23 protein-coding genes, 1 rRNA gene and 2 other annotated features are annotated in these 20,384 nt (G+C 40.4%); all 24 genes read right to left on the bottom strand.

The window, feature by feature from the left end:
- Positions 1 to 16: 16 nt before the first annotated feature.
- Positions 17 to 376: a 50S ribosomal protein L7/L12 gene (gene rplL / locus J7E77_RS20045; RefSeq protein WP_214716666.1), complete on the bottom strand. Its 360-nt coding sequence runs from the start codon at positions 374 to 376 to the stop codon at positions 17 to 19.
- Between the two features lie 58 nt (positions 377 to 434).
- Entirely contained in the window at positions 435 to 935 is a 501-nt protein-coding gene (gene rplJ / locus J7E77_RS20040; RefSeq protein WP_088084975.1) for a 50S ribosomal protein L10, read from the bottom strand.
- Positions 936 to 968: 33 nt separating this feature from the next.
- Positions 969 to 1,114: a sequence feature (ribosomal protein L10 leader region), on the bottom strand.
- Between the two features lie 53 nt (positions 1,115 to 1,167).
- Complete coding sequence (rplA, locus tag J7E77_RS20035; RefSeq protein ID WP_168241499.1) at positions 1,168 to 1,866, bottom strand: 50S ribosomal protein L1; 699 nt, start codon at positions 1,864 to 1,866, stop codon at positions 1,168 to 1,170.
- Positions 1,867 to 1,968: 102 nt separating this feature from the next.
- Entirely contained in the window at positions 1,969 to 2,394 is a 426-nt protein-coding gene (gene rplK, locus J7E77_RS20030) for a 50S ribosomal protein L11 (RefSeq protein ID WP_007085303.1), read from the bottom strand.
- A 234-nt stretch (positions 2,395 to 2,628) separates the two neighbouring features.
- Positions 2,629 to 3,165: a transcription termination/antitermination protein NusG gene (gene nusG, locus J7E77_RS20025; protein WP_214716665.1), complete on the bottom strand. Its 537-nt coding sequence runs from the start codon at positions 3,163 to 3,165 to the stop codon at positions 2,629 to 2,631.
- A gap of 135 nt (positions 3,166 to 3,300) precedes the next feature.
- Positions 3,301 to 3,483 carry a preprotein translocase subunit SecE gene (gene secE, locus J7E77_RS20020; RefSeq protein ID WP_088084972.1) on the bottom strand — a complete coding sequence of 61 codons (183 nt, stop codon included), beginning with the start codon at positions 3,481 to 3,483 and terminating at the stop codon, positions 3,301 to 3,303.
- Positions 3,484 to 3,530: 47 nt separating this feature from the next.
- The gene (gene rpmG, locus J7E77_RS20015) at positions 3,531 to 3,677 is read right to left on the bottom strand and encodes a 50S ribosomal protein L33 (RefSeq protein WP_214716664.1); all 147 of its coding nucleotides are present in this window, start codon (positions 3,675 to 3,677) and stop codon (positions 3,531 to 3,533) included.
- Between the two features lie 109 nt (positions 3,678 to 3,786).
- Positions 3,787 to 4,464 carry an RNA polymerase sporulation sigma factor SigH gene (gene sigH, locus J7E77_RS20010; protein WP_214716693.1) on the bottom strand — a complete coding sequence of 226 codons (678 nt, stop codon included), beginning with the start codon at positions 4,462 to 4,464 and terminating at the stop codon, positions 3,787 to 3,789.
- A gap of 42 nt (positions 4,465 to 4,506) precedes the next feature.
- Entirely contained in the window at positions 4,507 to 5,016 is a 510-nt protein-coding gene (locus J7E77_RS20005) for an NYN domain-containing protein (RefSeq protein WP_214716663.1), read from the bottom strand.
- A 2-nt stretch (positions 5,017 to 5,018) separates the two neighbouring features.
- Positions 5,019 to 5,765 (bottom strand): 23S rRNA (guanosine(2251)-2'-O)-methyltransferase RlmB, encoded by a 747-nt coding sequence (rlmB, locus tag J7E77_RS20000; RefSeq protein ID WP_088084968.1) that lies wholly within the window; start codon positions 5,763 to 5,765, stop codon positions 5,019 to 5,021.
- 1 nt (position 5,766) lies between these two features.
- A complete protein-coding gene (locus J7E77_RS19995; RefSeq protein ID WP_214716662.1) occupies positions 5,767 to 6,186 on the bottom strand; it encodes a Mini-ribonuclease 3 in 420 nt (139 codons plus the stop codon).
- Between the two features lie 3 nt (positions 6,187 to 6,189).
- Entirely contained in the window at positions 6,190 to 7,587 is a 1,398-nt protein-coding gene (gene cysS / locus J7E77_RS19990) for a cysteine--tRNA ligase (protein WP_214716661.1), read from the bottom strand.
- Positions 7,568 to 8,236 (bottom strand): serine O-acetyltransferase, encoded by a 669-nt coding sequence (gene cysE, locus J7E77_RS19985; protein ID WP_214716660.1) that lies wholly within the window; start codon positions 8,234 to 8,236, stop codon positions 7,568 to 7,570. The genes cysS and cysE overlap by 20 nt, the downstream gene beginning before the upstream one ends.
- A 228-nt stretch (positions 8,237 to 8,464) precedes the next feature.
- Positions 8,465 to 8,714: a binding site (T-box leader), on the bottom strand.
- A 46-nt stretch (positions 8,715 to 8,760) separates the two neighbouring features.
- Positions 8,761 to 10,218, bottom strand: coding sequence for a glutamate--tRNA ligase (gene gltX, locus J7E77_RS19980; RefSeq protein ID WP_214716659.1), 1,458 nt, complete (start codon positions 10,216 to 10,218; stop codon positions 8,761 to 8,763).
- A gap of 114 nt (positions 10,219 to 10,332) precedes the next feature.
- Positions 10,333 to 10,815: a 2-C-methyl-D-erythritol 2,4-cyclodiphosphate synthase gene (gene ispF / locus J7E77_RS19975; RefSeq protein ID WP_214716692.1), complete on the bottom strand. Its 483-nt coding sequence runs from the start codon at positions 10,813 to 10,815 to the stop codon at positions 10,333 to 10,335.
- Positions 10,816 to 10,929: 114 nt separating this feature from the next.
- Positions 10,930 to 11,631 carry a 2-C-methyl-D-erythritol 4-phosphate cytidylyltransferase gene (gene ispD, locus J7E77_RS19970; protein ID WP_214716658.1) on the bottom strand — a complete coding sequence of 234 codons (702 nt, stop codon included), beginning with the start codon at positions 11,629 to 11,631 and terminating at the stop codon, positions 10,930 to 10,932.
- Positions 11,632 to 11,656: 25 nt separating this feature from the next.
- Positions 11,657 to 12,745: a PIN/TRAM domain-containing protein gene (locus tag J7E77_RS19965; RefSeq protein WP_214716657.1), complete on the bottom strand. Its 1,089-nt coding sequence runs from the start codon at positions 12,743 to 12,745 to the stop codon at positions 11,657 to 11,659.
- Positions 12,746 to 12,951: 206 nt separating this feature from the next.
- On the bottom strand, positions 12,952 to 14,025 hold the full coding sequence (gene disA / locus J7E77_RS19960) for a DNA integrity scanning diadenylate cyclase DisA (protein ID WP_214716656.1): 1,074 nt from the start codon (positions 14,023 to 14,025) through the stop codon (positions 12,952 to 12,954).
- Positions 14,026 to 14,028: 3 nt separating this feature from the next.
- On the bottom strand, positions 14,029 to 15,411 hold the full coding sequence (gene radA / locus J7E77_RS19955; protein ID WP_214716655.1) for a DNA repair protein RadA: 1,383 nt from the start codon (positions 15,409 to 15,411) through the stop codon (positions 14,029 to 14,031).
- Positions 15,412 to 15,518: 107 nt separating this feature from the next.
- Positions 15,519 to 17,960, bottom strand: coding sequence for an ATP-dependent Clp protease ATP-binding subunit (gene clpC, locus J7E77_RS19950; RefSeq protein WP_214716654.1), 2,442 nt, complete (start codon positions 17,958 to 17,960; stop codon positions 15,519 to 15,521).
- Positions 17,961 to 17,977: 17 nt separating this feature from the next.
- Positions 17,978 to 19,048 carry a protein-arginine kinase McsB gene (mcsB, locus tag J7E77_RS19945; protein ID WP_214716653.1) on the bottom strand — a complete coding sequence of 357 codons (1,071 nt, stop codon included), beginning with the start codon at positions 19,046 to 19,048 and terminating at the stop codon, positions 17,978 to 17,980.
- Between the two features lies 1 nt (position 19,049).
- The gene (gene mcsA / locus J7E77_RS19940; RefSeq protein WP_168241486.1) at positions 19,050 to 19,598 is read right to left on the bottom strand and encodes a protein-arginine kinase activator protein McsA; all 549 of its coding nucleotides are present in this window, start codon (positions 19,596 to 19,598) and stop codon (positions 19,050 to 19,052) included.
- Positions 19,599 to 19,625: 27 nt separating this feature from the next.
- Positions 19,626 to 20,087, bottom strand: a complete 462-nt coding sequence (locus tag J7E77_RS19935) for a CtsR family transcriptional regulator (protein WP_214716652.1) — start codon at positions 20,085 to 20,087, stop codon at positions 19,626 to 19,628.
- Between the two features lie 189 nt (positions 20,088 to 20,276).
- Positions 20,277 to 20,384: ribosomal RNA gene (gene rrf, locus J7E77_RS19930) — 5S ribosomal RNA — on the bottom strand; the annotation flags it as partial.

Here is a 20,384-nt window from a genome sequence, read left to right as displayed (position 1 = left end):
CTTTTTTATAAGATTATTACTTAACTTCAACGTTTGCTCCAACTTCAGCAAGTTTAGCTTTAACTTCTTCAGCTTCTTCTTTAGAAACGCCTTCTTTAACAGCTTTTGGTGTGTTGTCAACAAGGTCTTTTGCTTCTTTAAGTCCAAGACCAGTGATTTCACGAACAGCTTTGATAACCTTGATTTTTTGATCGCCAGCGCTAGCTAGGATAACATCAAATTCAGTTTGTTCTTCAACAGCCGCTACAGCTGCGCCACCCATTGCAACAGGAGCTGCAGCAGTTACGCCGAATTCTTCTTCGATTGCTTTTACTAGATCGTTAAGTTCTAAAACAGTCATAGTTTTAACTGCTTCAATGATTTGTTCTTTAGTCATGATAAATTTCCTCCTTAGTTTTCGTTCAAATTTATTTGATGTGCGTATTCAGGCTAACTTACGCGCCTTGTTCTTCTTTTTGTTCTGCAACTGCTTTTGTAACAAGAGCAAGGTTGCGGATTGGAGCTTGTAGTACGCTGAGTAACATAGATAGTAAACCTTCGCGTGATGGTAGGTCAGCAAGAGCTTTAATTTCTTCAGCTGTTGCAACGTTTCCTTCAATTACACCTGCTTTAAGTTCAAGTGCTTCATGTTTTTTCGCAAAGTCATTCAAGATTTTAGCTGGTGCTACTACATCTTCAGTACTGAACGCGATTGCGTTAGGACCTGTTAATGCAGCGTTTAAACCAGCAAGTTCAGCAGCTTCAGCCGCACGGCGAACCATTGAGTTTTTGTAAACTTTAAATTCAACGCCTGCTTCGCGAAGTTGTTTACGAAGTTCAGTTACTTCTGCAACTGAAAGACCACGATAATCAACAACAACTGTTGATACACTGTTCTTTAACTTATCAGTAATTTCGTTAACGATTAGTTGCTTTTGTTCGATTACACTGCTCATCTTTACACCTCCTGTAGATTGTCTACATTCATACTAGGCAAATAAAAGCCTCCATATCAATCGGTGACATGGAGGCAGCATACAACAGCTGAATAATTCAGCCAATTCTATCGCATTACCTCGGCAGGAAATTAAGCTGCTAGAGCACCTGCTGTCTTCAGTACAAATGTTATTATTTTAAACAACAAAATAGATTATATAAAATCTATTCTAGATTGTCAATTGGTAAAATTTATTTAACTGCTACAGATGAAGGATCAACTTTAACGCCAGGTCCCATTGTTGAAGCAACAGTTACGTTCTTCATGTAAGTACCTTTTGCTGCAGATGGTTTCACTTTTAGCATAGTTTCAAAGATAGTGTTGAAGTTTTCAACAAGCTTCTCGTTTTCGAAAGATGCTTTACCGATTGGCACGTGAATGTTACCAGACTTGTCAACGCGGTATTCAACTTTACCAGCTTTAATTTCATTAATCGCACGAGTCACATCAAATGTTACTGTACCTGTTTTAGGGTTTGGCATTAAACCTTTAGGTCCTAATACACGACCAAGTTTACCAACTTCACCCATCATGTCAGGAGTTGCTACGATTACATCAAATTCAAACCAACCTTGTTGGATTTTGTTGATGTACTCTGCATCACCTACATAATCAGCACCAGCTGCTTCTGCCTCTTTTACTTTTTCACCCTTAGCGAAAACTAGAACGCGTTGCGTTTTACCAGTTCCGTTTGGAAGTACAACTGCACCACGGATTTGTTGGTCAGCTTTCTTAGGGTCAACACCTAAACGGAATGCTACTTCTAGAGTTGCATCAAATTTAGTGAAGTTTGTTTTTTTAGCAAGATCAATTGCTTCTGCAATTGGATATGCCTTTAGGCGATCTACAAGCTTTGAAGCTTCTAAATACTTCTTACCTTTTTTAGCCATTTTTATTTCCTCCTAGATTGTGGTTTTAGCGAATTATTCTCCCACGAATAAAGGTTGCGCAGAAACGCAACCCCACTCATTCAACACGAACAGTTACATGAATTAGTCTTCGATGACGATACCCATGCTGCGCGCAGTACCTTCGACCATGCGCATTGCTGCTTCAACGCTAGCTGCGTTTAGGTCAGGCATTTTTTGTTCCGCAATCTCGCGTACTGTATCACGCTTTACTGTTGCTACTTTATTACGGTTAGGTTCACCAGAACCTGACTGAATTCCAGCTGCTACTTTTAAAAGAACGGCAGCAGGAGGAGTTTTCGTAATAAATGTAAATGAACGGTCTTCAAATACCGTGATTTCAACAGGAATGATCAAACCAGCTTGATCTGCTGTACGAGCGTTAAATTCTTTACAGAATCCCATGATATTAACACCGGCTTGACCTAGTGCAGGACCAACTGGCGGCGCTGGATTAGCTTTCCCAGCAGGAATTTGTAATTTAACGACTTTAATTACTTTTTTAGCCACGAGACACACCTCCTTAAAGTCCGTGATGTGGTAATAGGAATCCGTTAGGAATCCTCCCACTCAGGCATCTGTCTTTATCTATTGATCATAAAGAACTTAACATAAGTCTTGTCTCACAGTGGAGACATACTGACCTATGAAATATTACCACTTTTTAAAAATGATTTCAAGTTTTTTTACAATATAACATTATTTTCTTTGAATATCGCCGCAATTGAGGCGCTTCTGCTTGTCTTAATCTAGCTTCTCGATTTGTGTGAAATCCAGTTCTACCGGGGTATCACGGCCAAACATATTGACAAGAACCTTCAGTTTTGCGCGATCCTTATCCATTTCTTCCACAGACCCAGTAAAGTTCGCAAATGGACCTTCCTTCACTCGAACCGTTTCACCAATCTCATAATTAGCATCGACGCGATTTTCGGAAACCCCCATGCGTTTTAAAATAACGACAACTTCTTCCGGAAGCAATGGAGTAGGCTTCGATCCACCACCAGATGAACCAACAAAGCCGGTTACACCCGGGGTATTCCGAACCACATACCAAGAATCATCAGTCATCACAATTTCAACTAATACATAACCAGGGAACACTTTGCGCTTTACTACTTTTGTCTTGCCATTTTTGATCTCAGTCTCTTCTTCTTCAGGGACAACCACTCTGAAAATCTTATCTGTCATACCCATCGATTCGACTCGTTTTTCTAAATTCGCTTTTACCTTATTTTCATAACCTGAGTAAGTATGTAAAACATACCAATTTTTTTCCATTTAAGAGGACTTGAACGTCCGTCCCTCCCTATTTCTTATTCAAAGACTATTTTTTGAACAAACAAAAAACCCGTGAAACGGGCTTTAGATAAAAATTCCTTTATTAATCACCATTATACCATGAAAGTGGATTTATTATTCAAGAATTAAGCGAATCAATTTTGAAATCCCTAAATCTAGAACCGCAAAGAACGCTGCAAAAAAAACAACGGTCGATAGAACAGTAAGCGTTGAGCGAGTTAGTTCCCCACGTTTTGGCCAGCTAACTTTTCTCATCTCACGGAAAATATCACTGAAGAATTTAGTTATGCGCTGCATTTCTGTAACCCCCAAAATCTAAAAATAACTGCAAAAATCTATGATCATTATTTCGTTTCTCTATGAATGGTATGGGTGGTGCAGGTTTTGCAGAATTTTTTCAATTCTAATCTCTCTGTTTGTGTCTGCTTGCTGATCGTCGAATAATTTCGCGAGCCGCAAACAGCACAGGAAAGGATTACTTTTTTACTCATAGTCGACACCTTTACCCAATTTTCTATTATATCCTTAAAAATGTAGCATGAGTCCTAATTATTGTCAATAACCCTTGGAAACGGTTCAATTTTATGACATATTTAATCATCAAAGTGAAAATTCACGAAGTTCTAAATATCTTTCCAGCTTTCTTTTGACACGCTGCAGAGCATTATCAATTGATTTCACATGGCGGTTTAGCTCTTCAGAAATCTCTTGGTATGATTGACCATCTAAGTAGAGAGCCAATACCTTCCTTTCTAAATCACTTAATAATTCAGTCATTTTCACTTCGATATGGTCAAATTCTTCCTGATTAATAATCAGTTCCTCTGGGTCAAGAACCTTTGTTCCTGACAAAACATCCATTAATGTTCGGTCCGATTCTTCATCGTAGATTGGCTTGTCCAATGAAACGTATGAATTTAACGGGATATGCTTCTGCCTTGTGGCGGTTTTGATTGCTGTAATGATTTGACGAGTTATACAAAGCTCTGCAAATGCCTTGAAGGAGGTAAGCTTGTCCTCCCGAAAGTCACGAATTGCCTTATACAGTCCAATCAAACCTTCTTGGACAATATCTTCCTTATCTGCACCGATTAAAAAATAGGACCTTGCTTTTGCACGTACAAAATTACGATACTTATGGATTAAATAATCCAATGCTTCACTATCACCTTGGTGCACTAAATCAACAATTCCTTCGTCTTCCATTATCAGGAACTGCTGGTTGATCTTTGTTCCGAAGTCCGTACTCAAAGTAGATCCCCTCCACCGAACAAGCATAGATAGTAATAGTATACATGACAATTTTTTATTAGTCCACGTTCACTTTTGTCCTCTGCGCCACTTTTCGAAAATTTCTGCCATTTCCGCACTCATCTTTATTTTAGAAACGGGTCTTTTTTCTTGAATGGTTTTCACTTTCTTTTCGATGCCTCTTTCAATCGAAGACATTTCAATGAGCAATTCACGTGCAGACTTCCTTAATGCCCCTTGTCCAAAAATAGCCCATTGCTCTGTAAAGTCGGAAGTCGCTACATGAATTTGTGTTCTTCGATTACTTAAACTAATGGCCATTTTTTCAATCCGCTCATCTGCCGTCTCATTTTCTTTCGTAAAGATAACTTCTATTTTATGATTTTTATACTTCTTTTCCGTCCCTTGTACATAATAGGCATCGAATACCACAATTACACGGAAGCCTGAATAGGCTTGGTATTCAGCCATTCTTTCCACTAAGCGGTCCCGTGCAGCAGGTAAATCATGATCCTTTAAAGCTCTTAGTTCAGGCCAGGCTCCGATGATGTTGTAACCGTCCACAAGCAGGATATCCATTACTATCCCTCAAGTGTGTGTCGTTTTCGATATACCTCATACATCAGTAAAGCCGCCGCAACAGAAGCATTTAACGAAGTTACTTTACCAACCATTGGCAAATGGATGAGAAAATCACATTTATCGCGGATCAGTCTTCCCATTCCTTTTCCTTCACTGCCAATCACCAAGCCTAGTGGCAGCGTCCCGTCTAATCTTCGGTAATCATCTTTGCCTTTTGCATCTGTTCCGGCAATCCAAATACCTCGTTCCTTAAGTTCATCGATGGTTCGCGCCATATTAGTGACACGGACCACTGGGATATATTCAATCGCACCTGTCGAAGCTTTGGCAACTGTTGCTGTTAGGCCAACAGCCCGCCGCTTTGGAATAATGATGCCATGAGCACCGACTGAATCGGCTGTTCTCATGATCGACCCAAGGTTATGAGGATCCTCAATTTCGTCCAGCAATAAAAAGAATGGCGGTTCATTTTTCTTTTCTGCTGCTGCAAACAAATCATCCATTTCCGCATATTGATAGGCAGCAACATAAGCAAGAACTCCTTGATGATTTTCATCCGCGATTTGGTCAATTTTTTTCTTAGGAACAAATTGAACAATCACATTTGCTTCTTTGGCTAATTGCGTAATTTGCTGCATTTGGCCACGCTGCGATCCTTCGGCAATTAATATTTTATTAATATCCCTTTCTGATTTAAGCGCTTCGATGACTGGATTTTTGCCAACAATATATTCTTGTTGTTCCATCCTAGCGTTCCTCCTTTCTTTGCTCCACATATGAAAATGCCCTGCTAATAAGCTCTTCTAAACGTTCTTTTTTACCCGTTAGATACAGGTAACCCATCAATGCTTCAAATGCTGTACTATAGTGATAAGTTTGGACATCTGTATTTTTTGGAACAGTGCCTGATTTTGCATTTCTACCGCGCATAACCACCGCTAATTCTTCTTCATCAAGCAGTTTATGATCCATCATTTGAAAAAGAATTTGGCTTTGTGCCTTTGCCGAGACGTAACTGGTCCCGGTGCGGTGTAACTGATTCGGTCTTACCTTACCGCTATAGAGGAGGTGGCGCCTTACATAGGTTTCATAAATCGCGTCACCCATGTAGGCAAGAGCGAGACTATTCAATTGTTTAACATCCACTGTATTTTCATATTTAAGCATGAATTAGCCTCTTTTCCACCTTGTACCCTGCGGTGTATCTTCTAAAATAATATTCATTTCCTTTAGCTGATCTCTTATTTGGTCAGACAATTGGAAATTACGGTCTTTTCGAGCTTGGATTCGCTTTTCAATCAGCGCATCGATTTCTTCGTCAAGCATTTCTTCTTTTTCAAATGTCAGCCCTAAGACATGGAATAACTTTTCAAATTGTTTTGTAAAGGCATCAATGACTTCTACAGCTGTATTTTTCTCTAAAAGATAATAATTAGCCAGTTTTGAAAGGTCGAATAAAACGGAAATCGCTTTAGCTGTATTGAAATCATCATCCATTGCCTCAATAAATTCTTCTTGCCTTTTTGCAATACTTTCAAGCCATACCTGATTCGAATCTGTTAAGTCAGTACTCGCTTCTTTCCGATGCTTTAAGTTTTGATAAGAGGTGGTTATGCGTTCAAATGCGGCTTTCGTACTCTCCAGTAATTCCTCGCTGTAATTAATCGGATTGCGGTAATGAACGGATAACATAAAAAACCGTAACACTTGCGGATTATGTTTTTTAATAATGTCATGGACAAGGACAAAGTTTCCTAATGATTTAGACATTTTTTCATTATCAATATTGATATAGCCATTGTGCATCCAGTAACGAGAAAATAATTTTCCTGACAGTGCTTCTGATTGGGCAATTTCATTTTCATGATGCGGGAAGGTTAAATCCTGTCCACCCGCATGAATATCAATGGTTTCGCCAAGATACTTTTTCGCCATTGCCGAGCACTCGATATGCCAGCCCGGCCGGCCAAGCCCCCACGGACTCTCCCAGAAGATTTCTCCTTCTTTGGCCGTTTTCCATAGGGCAAAGTCTAAGTCGTCTTGTTTCCTATCGCCGACTTCAATTCTTGCACCTACTTGCAGGTCATCAATGGATTGATGCGATAGCTTACCATATTCATCGAATTTTCTTGTCCGGAAATAAACATCACCTGCAGATTCATAAGCGTAGCCCTTTTCGACTAATTGACTAATAAAATCAATGATAATGTCCATGTTTTCCATTACCCGAGGATGAACATCTGCCTTTTGGCAGCCTAATGCCGTCACATCTTCAAAATAGGCATTGATAAATCGGTCCGCAATCGCCGGAACACTTTCTCCTAACTGATTAGCTGCCCGAATCAATTTGTCATCGACATCGGTAAAATTGGAAACATATTGAACATCATAGCCGCGATATTCCAAATAGCGCCGAACGGTATCAAAGACGATTGCCGGACGTGCATTACCGATATGAATATAATTATAGACCGTCGGACCGCAAACATACATTTTGACTTTCCCTTCTTCGAGCGGTACGAAGGTTTCCTTTTTACGAGTTAGTGTATTATAAAGTTGAATGGCCATTGACTTTTATCCTTTCTCCTTTTAATTCTTCGAGTTCGTGCATTAATTTATCCAGATCATTTTGCATTTCTCTTAAGCGGTCTGCTACAGGGTCTGGTAAGTCACAGTGGTTCAAATCCCTTGTAATTCTTCTTCCATCCTGGATCACCACTCTCCCTGGAATCCCAACTACCGTTGAGTTAGGGGGTACTTCTATCAATACAACCGAGCCGCCGCCAATTTTGGAATTTTCTCCAACGGTTATCGAACCAAGCACCTTTGCACCTGTGGCAATCAGGACATTATCCTTAATCGTCGGATGCCGCTTTCCTTTCTCTTTACCCGTTCCACCAAGTGTTACCCCTTGATATATAGTTACATTATCCCCAATTTCGCACGTTTCCCCTATAACAACGCCCATACCATGGTCAATAAAAAATCTTCTGCCTATTTTTGCCCCAGGATGAATTTCAATTCCGGTAAAAAAGCGGCTTACTTGTGAAATAACCCTGGCTAGAAAATAGAATTTCCGATTAAAGAGTGCATGCGCGAGTCGATGTGACCAAATGGCATGCAAGCCTGAATACGTCAAGATGACTTCTAAATGACTTCTTGCTGCAGGATCTTGTTCAAAAACAACCTCAACGTCCTCCCTCAACTTCTTGAACATTACCATTCTCCCCCTTTTTATAAAGCGTAAGCCGCCCGTTTAGCGGCGTATGGACTAGAGCCCTTTGACTGAGATAAAGGAAACACGGAGAGCGGTAAGCGATCCGATGTTGACTTATCGTAGGGAAAAGGGCGAAGTACACTAGCCGCTGGGCCGCTTGCGCTAGACTGTTATCTAAGTTCAAAGTTATATATCTTCTTAGAAACAAAAAAGCGCCTCTGTCTTAACGACAGAGACGCTTATGCGCGGTTCCACTCTGATTAGACCGAAAAGCTTGTTTTGGAAAAAGAAAGCTTAATATGGGTCTCACTCTACCTGTTAACGGATAGGTTCCGCCCATTTCTACTAGAAGTTGACTCTTTTCGAAACAGGGCTCAGAGGTGCATTTCAAAAAACGAGAGGCTTAAACCACTTTCAGCCGGTGATGGTTTTCTCTTTAAAGCATCCTTTTTTTACTTATCCTCTTCTACACTTTAGTAACTATATAATTGTTTACTCTACTATATTACATTTCTTCCCCAATGTTAACTAATAATTTTATTAATTCTCGTTTGAACCTTATCTTTACCTAAGAGTTCAATTGCCATTGGGAGGTCTGGTCCATGTGTTTGGCCTGTTACCGCCGCTCGAATTGGCATAAATAGATTTTTCCCCTTTTGACCGGTCGACTTTTGAACTGCCTTCATGGCTGCCTTTATACCATCAGCCCGGAAGCTTTCCAGTTGGTCAAGTTCATGTGAAAATGCCCTTAACACTTCTGGAACAGTTTCCCCGGTTAATATTTCCTTTGCATCTTCTTCATAGATGGCATCCACTTGAAAGAACATATCTGATAATTCCACGACTTCAGCACCAAAGCTCATTTTTTCCTGTAAAAGAGCTACAAGTCCTTGGAGCCATTGATACTGTTCATCTGTCATGCTTTCACTTATTCGGCCTGCCTTAATTAAGTGAGGCATAGCCAGATCAACTACACGGTTCATCTCAATTTTTTTCATATATTGATTATTCATCCACAACAGCTTTTGCTTATCAAATAATGCTGGCGATTTGGATAGGCGATTCGCGTCAAATATTTCAATAAACTCGTTCTTAGAGTAAATTTCTTCTTCACCTGTCGGCGACCAGCCGAGTAGTGTAATAAAGTTAAATAATGCTTCTGGAATATAACCCAATTCTTCATATTGTTCAATAAACTGAATGATGGACTCATCACGCTTACTTAACTTTTTGCGGCTTTCATTGACAATCAAAGTCATGTGTCCAAAAATTGGCGGCTCCCAGCCTAATGCTTCATAGACCATCAATTGCTTTGGCGTGTTAGAAATATGATCATCGCCACGGAGCACATGAGAGATTTTCATTAAATAATCATCAATCGTTACAGCAAAGTTATAGGTTGGGGTGCCATCCTTTTTAATGATGACCCAATCACCCATCCCTTCCGATTCAAACGAAACACTGCCCTTGACCATATCATCAAACGTATAGGTTTTCCCTTCAGGTACGAGGATGCGGATGCTTGGCTGACGGCCTTCGCTTTCAAATTGACGGCGCTGTTCATCGGTTAAATGGCGGCATTTACCGGAATAATGAGGTGTTTCTCCTCTTTCGCTCTGGGCCTCCCGCTCTGCTTCGATTTCAGCTTCTGTACAATAACATTTATAAGCATGGCCATTTGCCAATAATTGGTTGTAGTAGGCTTCATAAAGATCATTACGCTCCGATTGGCGATAGGGACCGTATTCACCGCCAACGTCGACACCCTCGTCCCAATCCATCCCAAGCCATTTTAAATATTTTAACTGGCTTTCTTCTCCGCCTTCAATATTCCGCTTTTTATCGGTATCTTCAATTCGGATAATAAATTTCCCGCCATGATGGCGTGCAAATAAATAATTAAATAATGCAGTACGGGCGTTTCCAATATGTAAATGTCCCGTTGGACTTGGAGCATATCTTACACGAACTTCGTTTGACATAACTATAATGCCTCCATTCTCGAAAAGCAAAAGCCCCTAGGTGCTGGAGCTAGACAGCTTTACCATATGTTTTTATCTGATTTATTGTATCATTGTGCCCTTCACTGTAAAAGGTTAATTGTTAACCTTTTTTAACAATACAACCACCTGGGAAGCAATGCCTTCCCCTCTGCCGGTGAAACCTAGCTTTTCTGTTGTTGTCGCCTTTACATTGACTTGTTCAGGTGCTGCCTCTAGTAATTCCGCAATCCTACCGCGCATTTGCTCAATATAGGGTGCCATTTTTGGCTGTTGAGCAATAATTGTACAATCGGCATTCACAAGCTCGTACCCTTTATTTTTCACCAATTGCCATACATGCTCCATCAGCTTCGCGGAGTCAGCATCTTTAAAATCTGGATCGGTATCCGGAAAGTGTTTGCCAATATCGCCTTCCCCAATCGCACCAAGGCAGGCATCGGAAACCGTATGTAATAACACATCAGCATCCGAATGACCTAGCAAACCCCTTTCATAAGGGATTGTAATCCCACCAATGATTAGCGGGCGCCCTTCTGTTAATTGATGAACATCAAAGCCCTGACCAATTCGAAACATCATTAAAAACTCCTTTTTTCTATTGTCTAGCTACACAAGAATAAGCTTCGGAAGCAAAGCATCGCACGAAGGAAAAGCGATAGCTTTTTCGAGGAGCGCCTAGGAAAAAAGGAACTACTTTTTTCTCTGGTCAAGGCGCTTCCGCTTTTCTATTATCGCTTCAGCAAAGAACAAATCTTCTGGTGTCGTTAGTTTTATATTATCGTAATCGCCTTCTACCACCTCAACAGGATAGGGAAGCCGCTCAACCAAACTAGCATCATCGGTTCCCAGAAAGTGATCCTTTTCGGCCTTTTCGTACGCTTCCTTAAGCAGCAAAATACGAAAAGCTTGTGGGGTTTGAACAGCCCACAAGCTTGAACGTTCGACAGTTTCAACGACCACACCATCATTTATCTTTTTCATGGTGTCTTTTGCCGGCACTCCCAAAATGGCTGCACCTGTTTCTTCAGCCATTTCAGTTAAACGGTGGATATGTCCTTTTAAGATAAAAGGACGCGCCGCATCATGCACAAGAATAATCCCGTCGGTTTCGACTGATTTAAGAGCATTATAAATGCTATCCTGACGTTCATTTCCACCCGGTACTAAGTTGATAACCTTCGTCACATGATACCGATCGAGTAACACTTGAAATTCTGGTTTATCCTGTGGGTGTATGGCTAAAATAATCCCGCTGCAAGCTTCATCCTGTTCAAACACCCTTAATGTATGGATTAGAACAGGAATACCGTTTAGTTCCAATAAAAGCTTATTTTTCCCTGCTCCCATTCTTTTTCCCTGGCCCGCTGCCGGGAGAATGACTTGGTAGGTCATATCATTACCCCACTCTATCTTCTATCTACAGTGCTTTTTCTAATAATTTGGGCTTGGCAAATATCATTCGTCCTGCAGATGTCTGGAGAACACTCGTTACGAGAACCTCGATTCTTTTCCCGATATATTCTCTACCTTCCTCAACCACAATCATCGTTCCGTCATCTAAATAAGCAACGCCTTGATGATATTCTTTTCCATCCTTAATGACTTGAACGGTTAATTCCTCACCAGGAAGGACAACAGGCTTAACTGCATTGGCTAAATCATTGATGTTTAACACAGATACATTTTGCAATTCACAGACTTTATTCAGATTAAAATCATTCGTGACCAAGATGCCATTGGTTATTTTAGCTAATTTAACGAGCTTTGAGTCCACTTCACTAATTTCCTCAAAATCGCCCTCATAAATTTCTACCTTTATAGCGAGTTCCTTTTGAATTCGGTTTAATATATCCAAGCCTCTGCGGCCGCGATTTCGTTTCAGCACATCGGAAGAATCGGCAATATGCTGTAATTCCTCAAGGACGAACTGTGGAATGACAATCGTTCCTTCTAAAAATCCGGTCTGACAAATATCAGCAACGCGCCCATCAATGATAACGCTCGTATCTAATATTTTCAAAGGATGATTAACTTCCTTATCATTCTCTTCCTCACTGGTTTTTTTCTTGTTACCGCGGTTTCCAAAAAGACCTAATAATTCATCTCTCTTCTTGAAGCCTACCTGAAAGCCGAGATAACCAAACAAAATGGTCAGTAATATCGGAGCCACAGCATTTAATATTGGGACTTGCACAGCATTCAGGGCAAAGCCGATTAAAAACGCAACCAACAATCCAAAGATTAGACCTACACTACCAAAAAGGACATCTGTTACAGGAACTTTCACTAAAGAATCTTCAGCCCATTTAATAAAGTTAAAAACATAATCTACTGCCCAAAAGGTAATAAGATAAAAAATAATAGCACCTATAATAGCAGTGATATACGAGTTGTTAATTAAGGGAATGTCATTGATATGAAGTAAATTGAACAATTCCGGTAATAACAAAATACCAAGCGTACCACCTATAATGAGGAAGCAAGCCTGCACAATACGTTTTAACATTCCTTCACCTCCTCTATTCATTATAAACATATTCATGGAAATGAAACCTTAATTTATAGATTATTTTTCGATTACAAAAACGTATTAAATTTAATTTGTTAGTGAAAATTAATAGGTTGAAGATTCTCCCCTAGGGTAGCATTGGAAAATTTTCGTGTCAAACAATTGGATTTTTTTAACTTTTAGGAACCTAGATATAATTGCTTTTATAGATGGCGATCGGTGTATAACCGCTCTTTTATCAATTTAAAGCCTTCCTTAATCTTTTTGGCACGAACTTCCCCGATTCCTTCCACATCATCAAGTTCTTCCACTGTTGCAGTTATTATTTTTGAAAGCTCACCAAAACTGCTGATGAGATTTTCAATAATGATGGATGGAAGTCTTGGAATTTTATTAAGAATTCTGTAGCCGCGCGGACTTTTATTTTCATCAAGGTGCACATAGCCAAGGTATCCCATCAATTTTAATAAGACCATATCCTCAATGGTACCGCTCGTAGCCATAGCCTGCATCCGTCCAATCACTTCTCTGGGCTTGATGTCCCTGTCGAAGGCATAATCTTTAATAATAAGCATGGTCTCGTCTTCGAGATCTGTTAATATTTCATTCAATTGTAAACGAATGAGACGGCCTTCTGTTCCTAACTCATGTAAATAGGTTAGAAGTTCATTCTTAATCTTTAAGACCATTTCAAAACGGTGGAGAACAAGTAAAAAATCGTTATAGGTTACGGACTCCTCGAACTCTAGAATACTCAAATTGCTGATACTTTGTTCCAAAACCGTTTTATACTTCTCAAGCGTCTGAATGGCTTGATTGGCTTTTGTTAAAATTACCGCAATATCTTTTAATGCATAGCGAAAATTCCCTTGATACAGGGTAATGACATTTCTTCTTTGGGAAATGGCAATCACTAGGGCTTTTGTTTGTTTCGCTACCCTTTCTGCTGTGCGGTGCCGCATCCCTGTTTCAGAAGAAGGTATATCGGAATCAGGGGCTAACTGGGCATTGGCAAAGAGAATTTTATTTCCTAATTCATTAAGGATAATGGCCCCGTCCATTTTCGCTAATTCATATAAAAAGCTGGGCGAAAATGGGCAGTTGATTTCAAAGCCGCCGTCAACGATACTTTTTACCTTTTCGTTAAAACCAATGACAATAAGGCCGCCTGTGTTCGCACGGAGCACATTGTCGATTCCCTCGCGAATGGGTGTACCAGGTGCAAGGAACTGTAAAACTTCACTTACGGTATGCTCACCAAGTTTTTTACTCTCCATCTGCTACCCTCCTAGCGCTGCTTTTAATGCTTCGCTCACTGACTTCACACCAATGAGTTCAACTCCGTTTGGGCCCTTCCAGCCGCTAAGATTATTAGCAGGGAGAATGACACGCTCAAATCCTAGCTTGGCCGCTTCCTGGACACGCTGCTCAATCCTTGAAACCCTTCTTACTTCACCGGTTAACCCGACTTCTCCGATAATACAATCGGTTGGTCTTGTGGGTTTATCTCTAAAGCTGGAAGCAATACTGACAGCCACTGCTAAATCAATTGCTGGTTCATCCAGTTTTACGCCACCAGCAACTTTTAGGTATGCATCCTGATTCTGAAGGAGCATCCCAACCCGCTTTTCTAATACTGCCATCAAAAGTGGCACACGGTTATGATCAATTCCCGTTGCCATTCTTCTTGGGTTCCCAAAGCTAGTGGGGGAAATTAACGCTTGAATTTCAACGAGGACCGGTCTTGTCCCTTCCATCGATGCGACCACCGTTGAGCCAGCAGCACCTCGTGAGCGCTCTTCTAAAAATATCTCGGAGGGATTTGCCACTTCTTCAAGACCAAATTCTTTCATTTCAAAAATTCCCATTTCATTGGTTGAACCAAAACGGTTTTTAACTGCCCGTAAAATCCGATAGGTATGATGTCTTTCTCCTTCAAAATAGAGGACGGTATCCACCATATGCTCTAACAGCCTAGGACCGGCTATCGATCCTTCTTTGGTTACGTGTCCAACAATAAAGATCGCAATCCCTTTGGTTTTCCCAATTCTCATTAATTCCGAGGTACACTCACGCACCTGTGAGACACTCCCAGGTGCGCTTGTTACATCTGGGTGAAATACCGTTTGGATAGAATCAATGATGACAAAGCTTGGATTTGTACTATCGATGGTCCGGTTAATTTCCTCAAGATTCGTTTCAGAGTAAACGAGGAGATTTTCAGAGGATATTCCTAATCGCTCCGCACGAAGCTTTGTTTGCCGTAATGATTCCTCACCAGATATGTATAAAACCTTATTTCCTTTATTAGCTAATTGTGATGATACCTGTAACAGAAGCGTTGATTTACCGATTCCAGGGTCTCCGCCAATCAGCACTAAGGATCCCTTGACCACACCCCCGCCAAGTACCCGGTTTAATTCATTTAAGTCCGTTTGAATCCTTGGTTCATTCTCCATTTCAATGGAATTGATCGGCATTGGTTTGGTTAATAGTCCTGATCCGCCTTGGGAATGGGCGAATGCCCCTCTTCTTGTTGCACCAGTTACTTCAACTTCCTCGACCATCTTATTCCATTCACCGCAGCCAGGGCATTTCCCCATCCACTTTGGAGATTCATACCCGCACTCCTGACACATAAACTTTGTCTTTCGTTTTGCCATTCTACTTCGATCCTCTCTTGCGCACAAATAAATGAAAAAAGAGGCACACGGTTTAGCTTTATTAACGTGTACCTCTCATGGTATAGCAACACTAATTGATTACATTTCTATTTTACCAAACTTGTTTTCTCTTCCATTCGAACAATAAATTCTCCATTATCAACATCGATCACCGCATGCTGACCTGTTAACAAGGTTCCTTTTAATAATTCTTCTGAAAGTCGGTCTTCAATATGCTTTTGAATCGCACGGCGTAATGGTCTTGCCCCATACTCAGGGTCATAACCTTCCTGAGAAATTTTTCCCTTCGCTGCTAAAGTTAATTCTAAAGAAATATTTTGCTCTTTTAAGCGTTTAATTAACTGCTCTGAAAGTAAAGTTACAATCTCTTCAAGATGCTTTCTCTCCAACGCATGGAAAACAATAATTTCATCAATACGGTTCAGGAATTCAGGGCGGAAGGCTTTCTTTAATTCGCCCATTACTTTCCCCTTCATGTCTTTATAATCCTGATCGCCATCCTGAATATTAAAGCCGACATACTTGTTCCGTTTTAAGGCTTCAGCACCCACATTGGATGTCATAATCAAGACGGTATTACGGAAATCTACTGTTCTTCCTTTTGAATCAGTCAAACGGCCATCCTCTAGAACCTGCAAAAGGATATTAAATACATCTGGATGTGCCTTTTCTATTTCATCAAGTAAAACAACGGAATATGGCTTTCTGCGAACCTTCTCTGTTAATTGTCCGCCTTCCTCATAGCCTACATATCCTGGCGGAGAGCCAACTAGACGAGAGGTAGAATGCTTCTCCATATACTCGGACATGTCAATCCGAATCATCGCATCCTCGTCACCAAACATGGCTTCAGCAAGGGCACGGGCTAATTCTGTTTTCCCTACACCAGTAGGTCCTAAGAAAACGAAGGAACCAATTGGCCGTTTTGGATCTTTTAATCCTGCTCTGGCACGACGGACTGCCTTAGATACTGCCTTAACAGCCTCCTCCTGGCCAATGACACGAGAATGGAGAACTTCCTCTAAATTAAGCAGCTTCGTCATCTCTGTTTGAGCTAGCTTGGAAACAGGGACACCGGTCCAACTTGAAACAACACTTGCAATATCTTCAACTGTTACTTCATTGTTTTCTTTCCCTTGCTTTTCCTTCCAGCTCTTCTTTGTTTCCTCGAGTTGTTCACGCAAACGCTGCTCCGTATCCCGTAAAGAAGCCGCTTTTTCAAATTCTTGACTTTGGACTGCAGAATCCTTTTCTTTTCGTACTTCCTCAAGCTTCACTTCTAATTCTTTTAAATTAGGTGGGGTGGTAAAGGAACGAAGACGTACCTTGGAACCTGCTTCATCGATTAGATCAATCGCTTTATCTGGCAGGAAGCGATCAGAGATATAGCGGTCTGATAGTTTAACAGCTGCCTTAATCGCTTCATCTGTAATGGAGACACGATGATGGGCTTCATAGCGGTCACGTAAACCTTCTAAAATCTGGATCGATTCTTCCGCTGTTGGTTCATCGACACGAATTGGCTGGAAACGTCGTTCTAAAGCGGCATCTTTTTCGATATATTTTCGATATTCATCAAGTGTGGTTGCTCCAATACATTGGAGTTCTCCACGAGCAAGCGATGGCTTTAAAATATTGGAAGCATCAATAGCCCCTTCTGCACCACCCGCACCAATCAATGTATGCAACTCATCAATGAAAAGAATAATATTTCCTGCTTGGCGAATTTCATCCATGACTTTTTTCAAACGATCTTCAAATTCACCACGGTATTTTGTCCCTGCTACGACTGTCCCCATATCAAGCGTCATTACTCGTTTATCACGCAGTATTTCCGGGACTTCATTATTGACAATTTGTTGGGCGAGTCCTTCTGCTATGGCTGTTTTACCTACACCAGGCTCTCCAATTAATACCGGATTATTTTTTGTCCGACGGCTTAACACTTCAATCACACGTTGAATTTCCTTACCGCGTCCAATAACAGGATCCAGGCTTCCTTCGCGGGCAATTGACGTTAGATCCCGTGCAAGGCTATCTAGCGTCGGCGTGTTAGCACTTGCTGATGCCCCGCCTTGATGCCCGCCAGACTCATTACTTCCTAATAGTTGAAGCACTTGCTGTCTTGCCTTATTTAAACTAACTCCCAAATTATTAAGTACTCGGGCAGCAACCCCTTCTCCTTCTCGGATTAAGCCAAGGAGAATATGCTCAGTCCCTACATAGGAATGTCCTAATTTTCGTGCTTCATCCATCGATAATTCAATGACCTTTTTAGCTCTTGGAGTATAGTGAATGGTTTGAGAAGCATCCTGTCCTTTTCCAATTAAATTTTCTACTTCTTTTTGGATTTTTTCAGAACCTAAACCAAGTCCATAAAGGGCTTTCGCAGCAATCCCTTCACCTTCCCGAGTTAACCCCAATAAAATGTGCTCTGTTCCAATATTGTTATGACCAAGACGAATCGCTTCCTCTTGTGCTAAAGCTAGAACTTTCTGCGCTCTTTCAGTAAAACGGCCGAACATCATATTCTCTTCCTCCCCACCTATTTTTCTTGCTCCATTTTTATTCGTTCCCTAATTAATGCTGCCCGTCTGATGTCTCTTTCATGTGGTCTTAATGAACCCCCAGCATATTGCTGTAAGAATCCTGGCTGGGTCAGTATCATTAATTCATTTAAGATTGTCTTAGGCATTTTATCAATATAACCCATATCTATTCCAAGCCGAACATCGGATAAACATCTAGCTGCTTCTTTCGATTCAATAATTCGGCTATTAGATAACACACCTAATGATCTGAATACTCTGTCTTCTAATTGTATGTTTGAAGTTTTTCGTAATGCTTCACGGGCCGACCTTTCTTGTGAAATGAGTTGACTTACAACCCCTTTTAGGTCACGGCCAATGTCCTCTTCTGATTTACCAAGTGTGATTTGATTAGAAATTTGAAATATATTACCTAATGCTTCGCTGCCTTCACCATAAATTCCTCTAACAACAAGACCTAATTGGTGAATTGCAGGAATAATTTTATTAATTTGCTGTGTTAACATTAACCCTGGCAAGTGCATCATGACCGAAGCACGGAGACCTGTTCCAACGTTTGTAGGACAACTGGTTAAATAGCCGTGTTTTTCATCAAATGCGTATTGAATATTACTTTCAAGCCAATCATCGATTTCATTCGCAGCATCCAACGCTTCAGATAATTGCAAACCTGGATACAAGCATTGAATCCGGATATGATCCTCTTCATTAATCATAATACTTACTTCTTCGTTTTCGGTTAATAGAACCGCCCCATATGGTGAATCTTCAGCTAGATGAGGGCTTATTAAATGTTTTTCAACCAATACTCTTTTTTGGAGCGGCTGTAATTCTTCAATTTTCAACAATTCCATTTGGCCAAACTTTTGAATAGGAGACTGTTTTAAAATTTCTTCCATATTTTCAATAATCAATTTTGCTTCTTCATGTGAAAAAAGGGTTGGAAATTTATAAGCATCAAAGTTACGAGCCAAACGAATCCGGGAGCTAAGGACAATATCTGAATCCGGTCCTTCCGCACTCATCCAGGAGCTGACAGCTTGATTTAGAAATCGTTCAAGCGACATGTTATTCCCCTCCCTCGTGGCTGGCTGCTAAATTTTTCTCCAACTTTCGTATTTCATCACGAATCTCTGCCGCCTTTTCAAATTCTTCATTTTGGATTGATTCCTTTAGATTACTTTTCAATTCTTCAATTTGTTTACGAAGATGGATTCCTCCGCCAATTCTCTTCGGTATTTTCCCATTATGTGTCCAGTTCCCGCTATGAAGTCGTCTTAAAACTGGTATAAGTTGTTCTTTAAACGCTTCGTAACAATGGGAACATCCAAAGCGGCCTACCTTTAAAAACTGTGGAAATGTCATTGAACAAGAATCGCATTGAAGAATCTCCTCCTGGTGGAAGGGACTTTGGCTAGGCTTTTGAAAGTTTGGATCAATATTTAATAATCCTGCTAATAAATTATTAAAAGCAAAACCAGATTCCCCATTAAAAATGAACATTTCTCCCTTTTCCTGAGCACACTTTTCACAAAGATGCACTTCAGTCTTTTCACCATTAATGATTTTTGTAAAATGAAGCGCTGCAGGTCTCTGATTACATTCTTGGCAAATCATACTTTCACCTCTTACTCAGAAAAAAATTTATTTATATTTTAAAGATGTTAACATCGCTTTTAGCATTCTTGCTCTTAATTCATCTCGGTATGGAAGATCAATATAAAGAACGGAACGATCGATTACACTTAACATAATTTTCGCTTCCCGCTGTGAAATAATTTCTTCTTGTACGAGCCTTAAAATGACATCCTCTGCACTTGTTTGACTAACCATTCCTTGTATAAGTGAGAGCAATTGATCAATTAAATGGGCCAAGTCATGGGATTGAACCTTCATAATCCTTATATACCCGCCACCGCCCCGTTTACTCTCCACAATATATCCTCTTTCGATTGTAAAACGGGTATTAATCACATAATTTATTTGAGATGGTACACATTGAAATTTATCAGCGATTTCACTTCGTTTAATTTCAACAAGATCCTTTTCACTTAATTCCAATACTTGTTTAAGATATTTTTCAATGATATCAGAGATGTTTCTCATCTTCCCACCCCCATTCTCTGACTTTGACTATATTTGACTAAATTATACTGAATTTTTTATGTAGATGCAACGATTCACTACTAATGATTTTCTCCAAAACCCGCCATTGTGAAACGTACATTAGTTAAAATATGTAGGGGTGAGATTGAGAACACAAAAAAGACAACCATTTCTGGTTGTCTTAGATTTGCCTGGCAACGTCCTACTCTCACAGGGACGCGTGTCCCAACTACCATCGGCGCTGAGAAGCTTAACTTCCGTGTTCGGTATGGGAACGGGTGTGACCTTCTCGCCATT

It is taken from the genome of Bacillus sp. ISL-77 (genome assembly GCF_018613105.1).
This window is presented reverse-complemented; position numbering and strand designations above follow the sequence as displayed.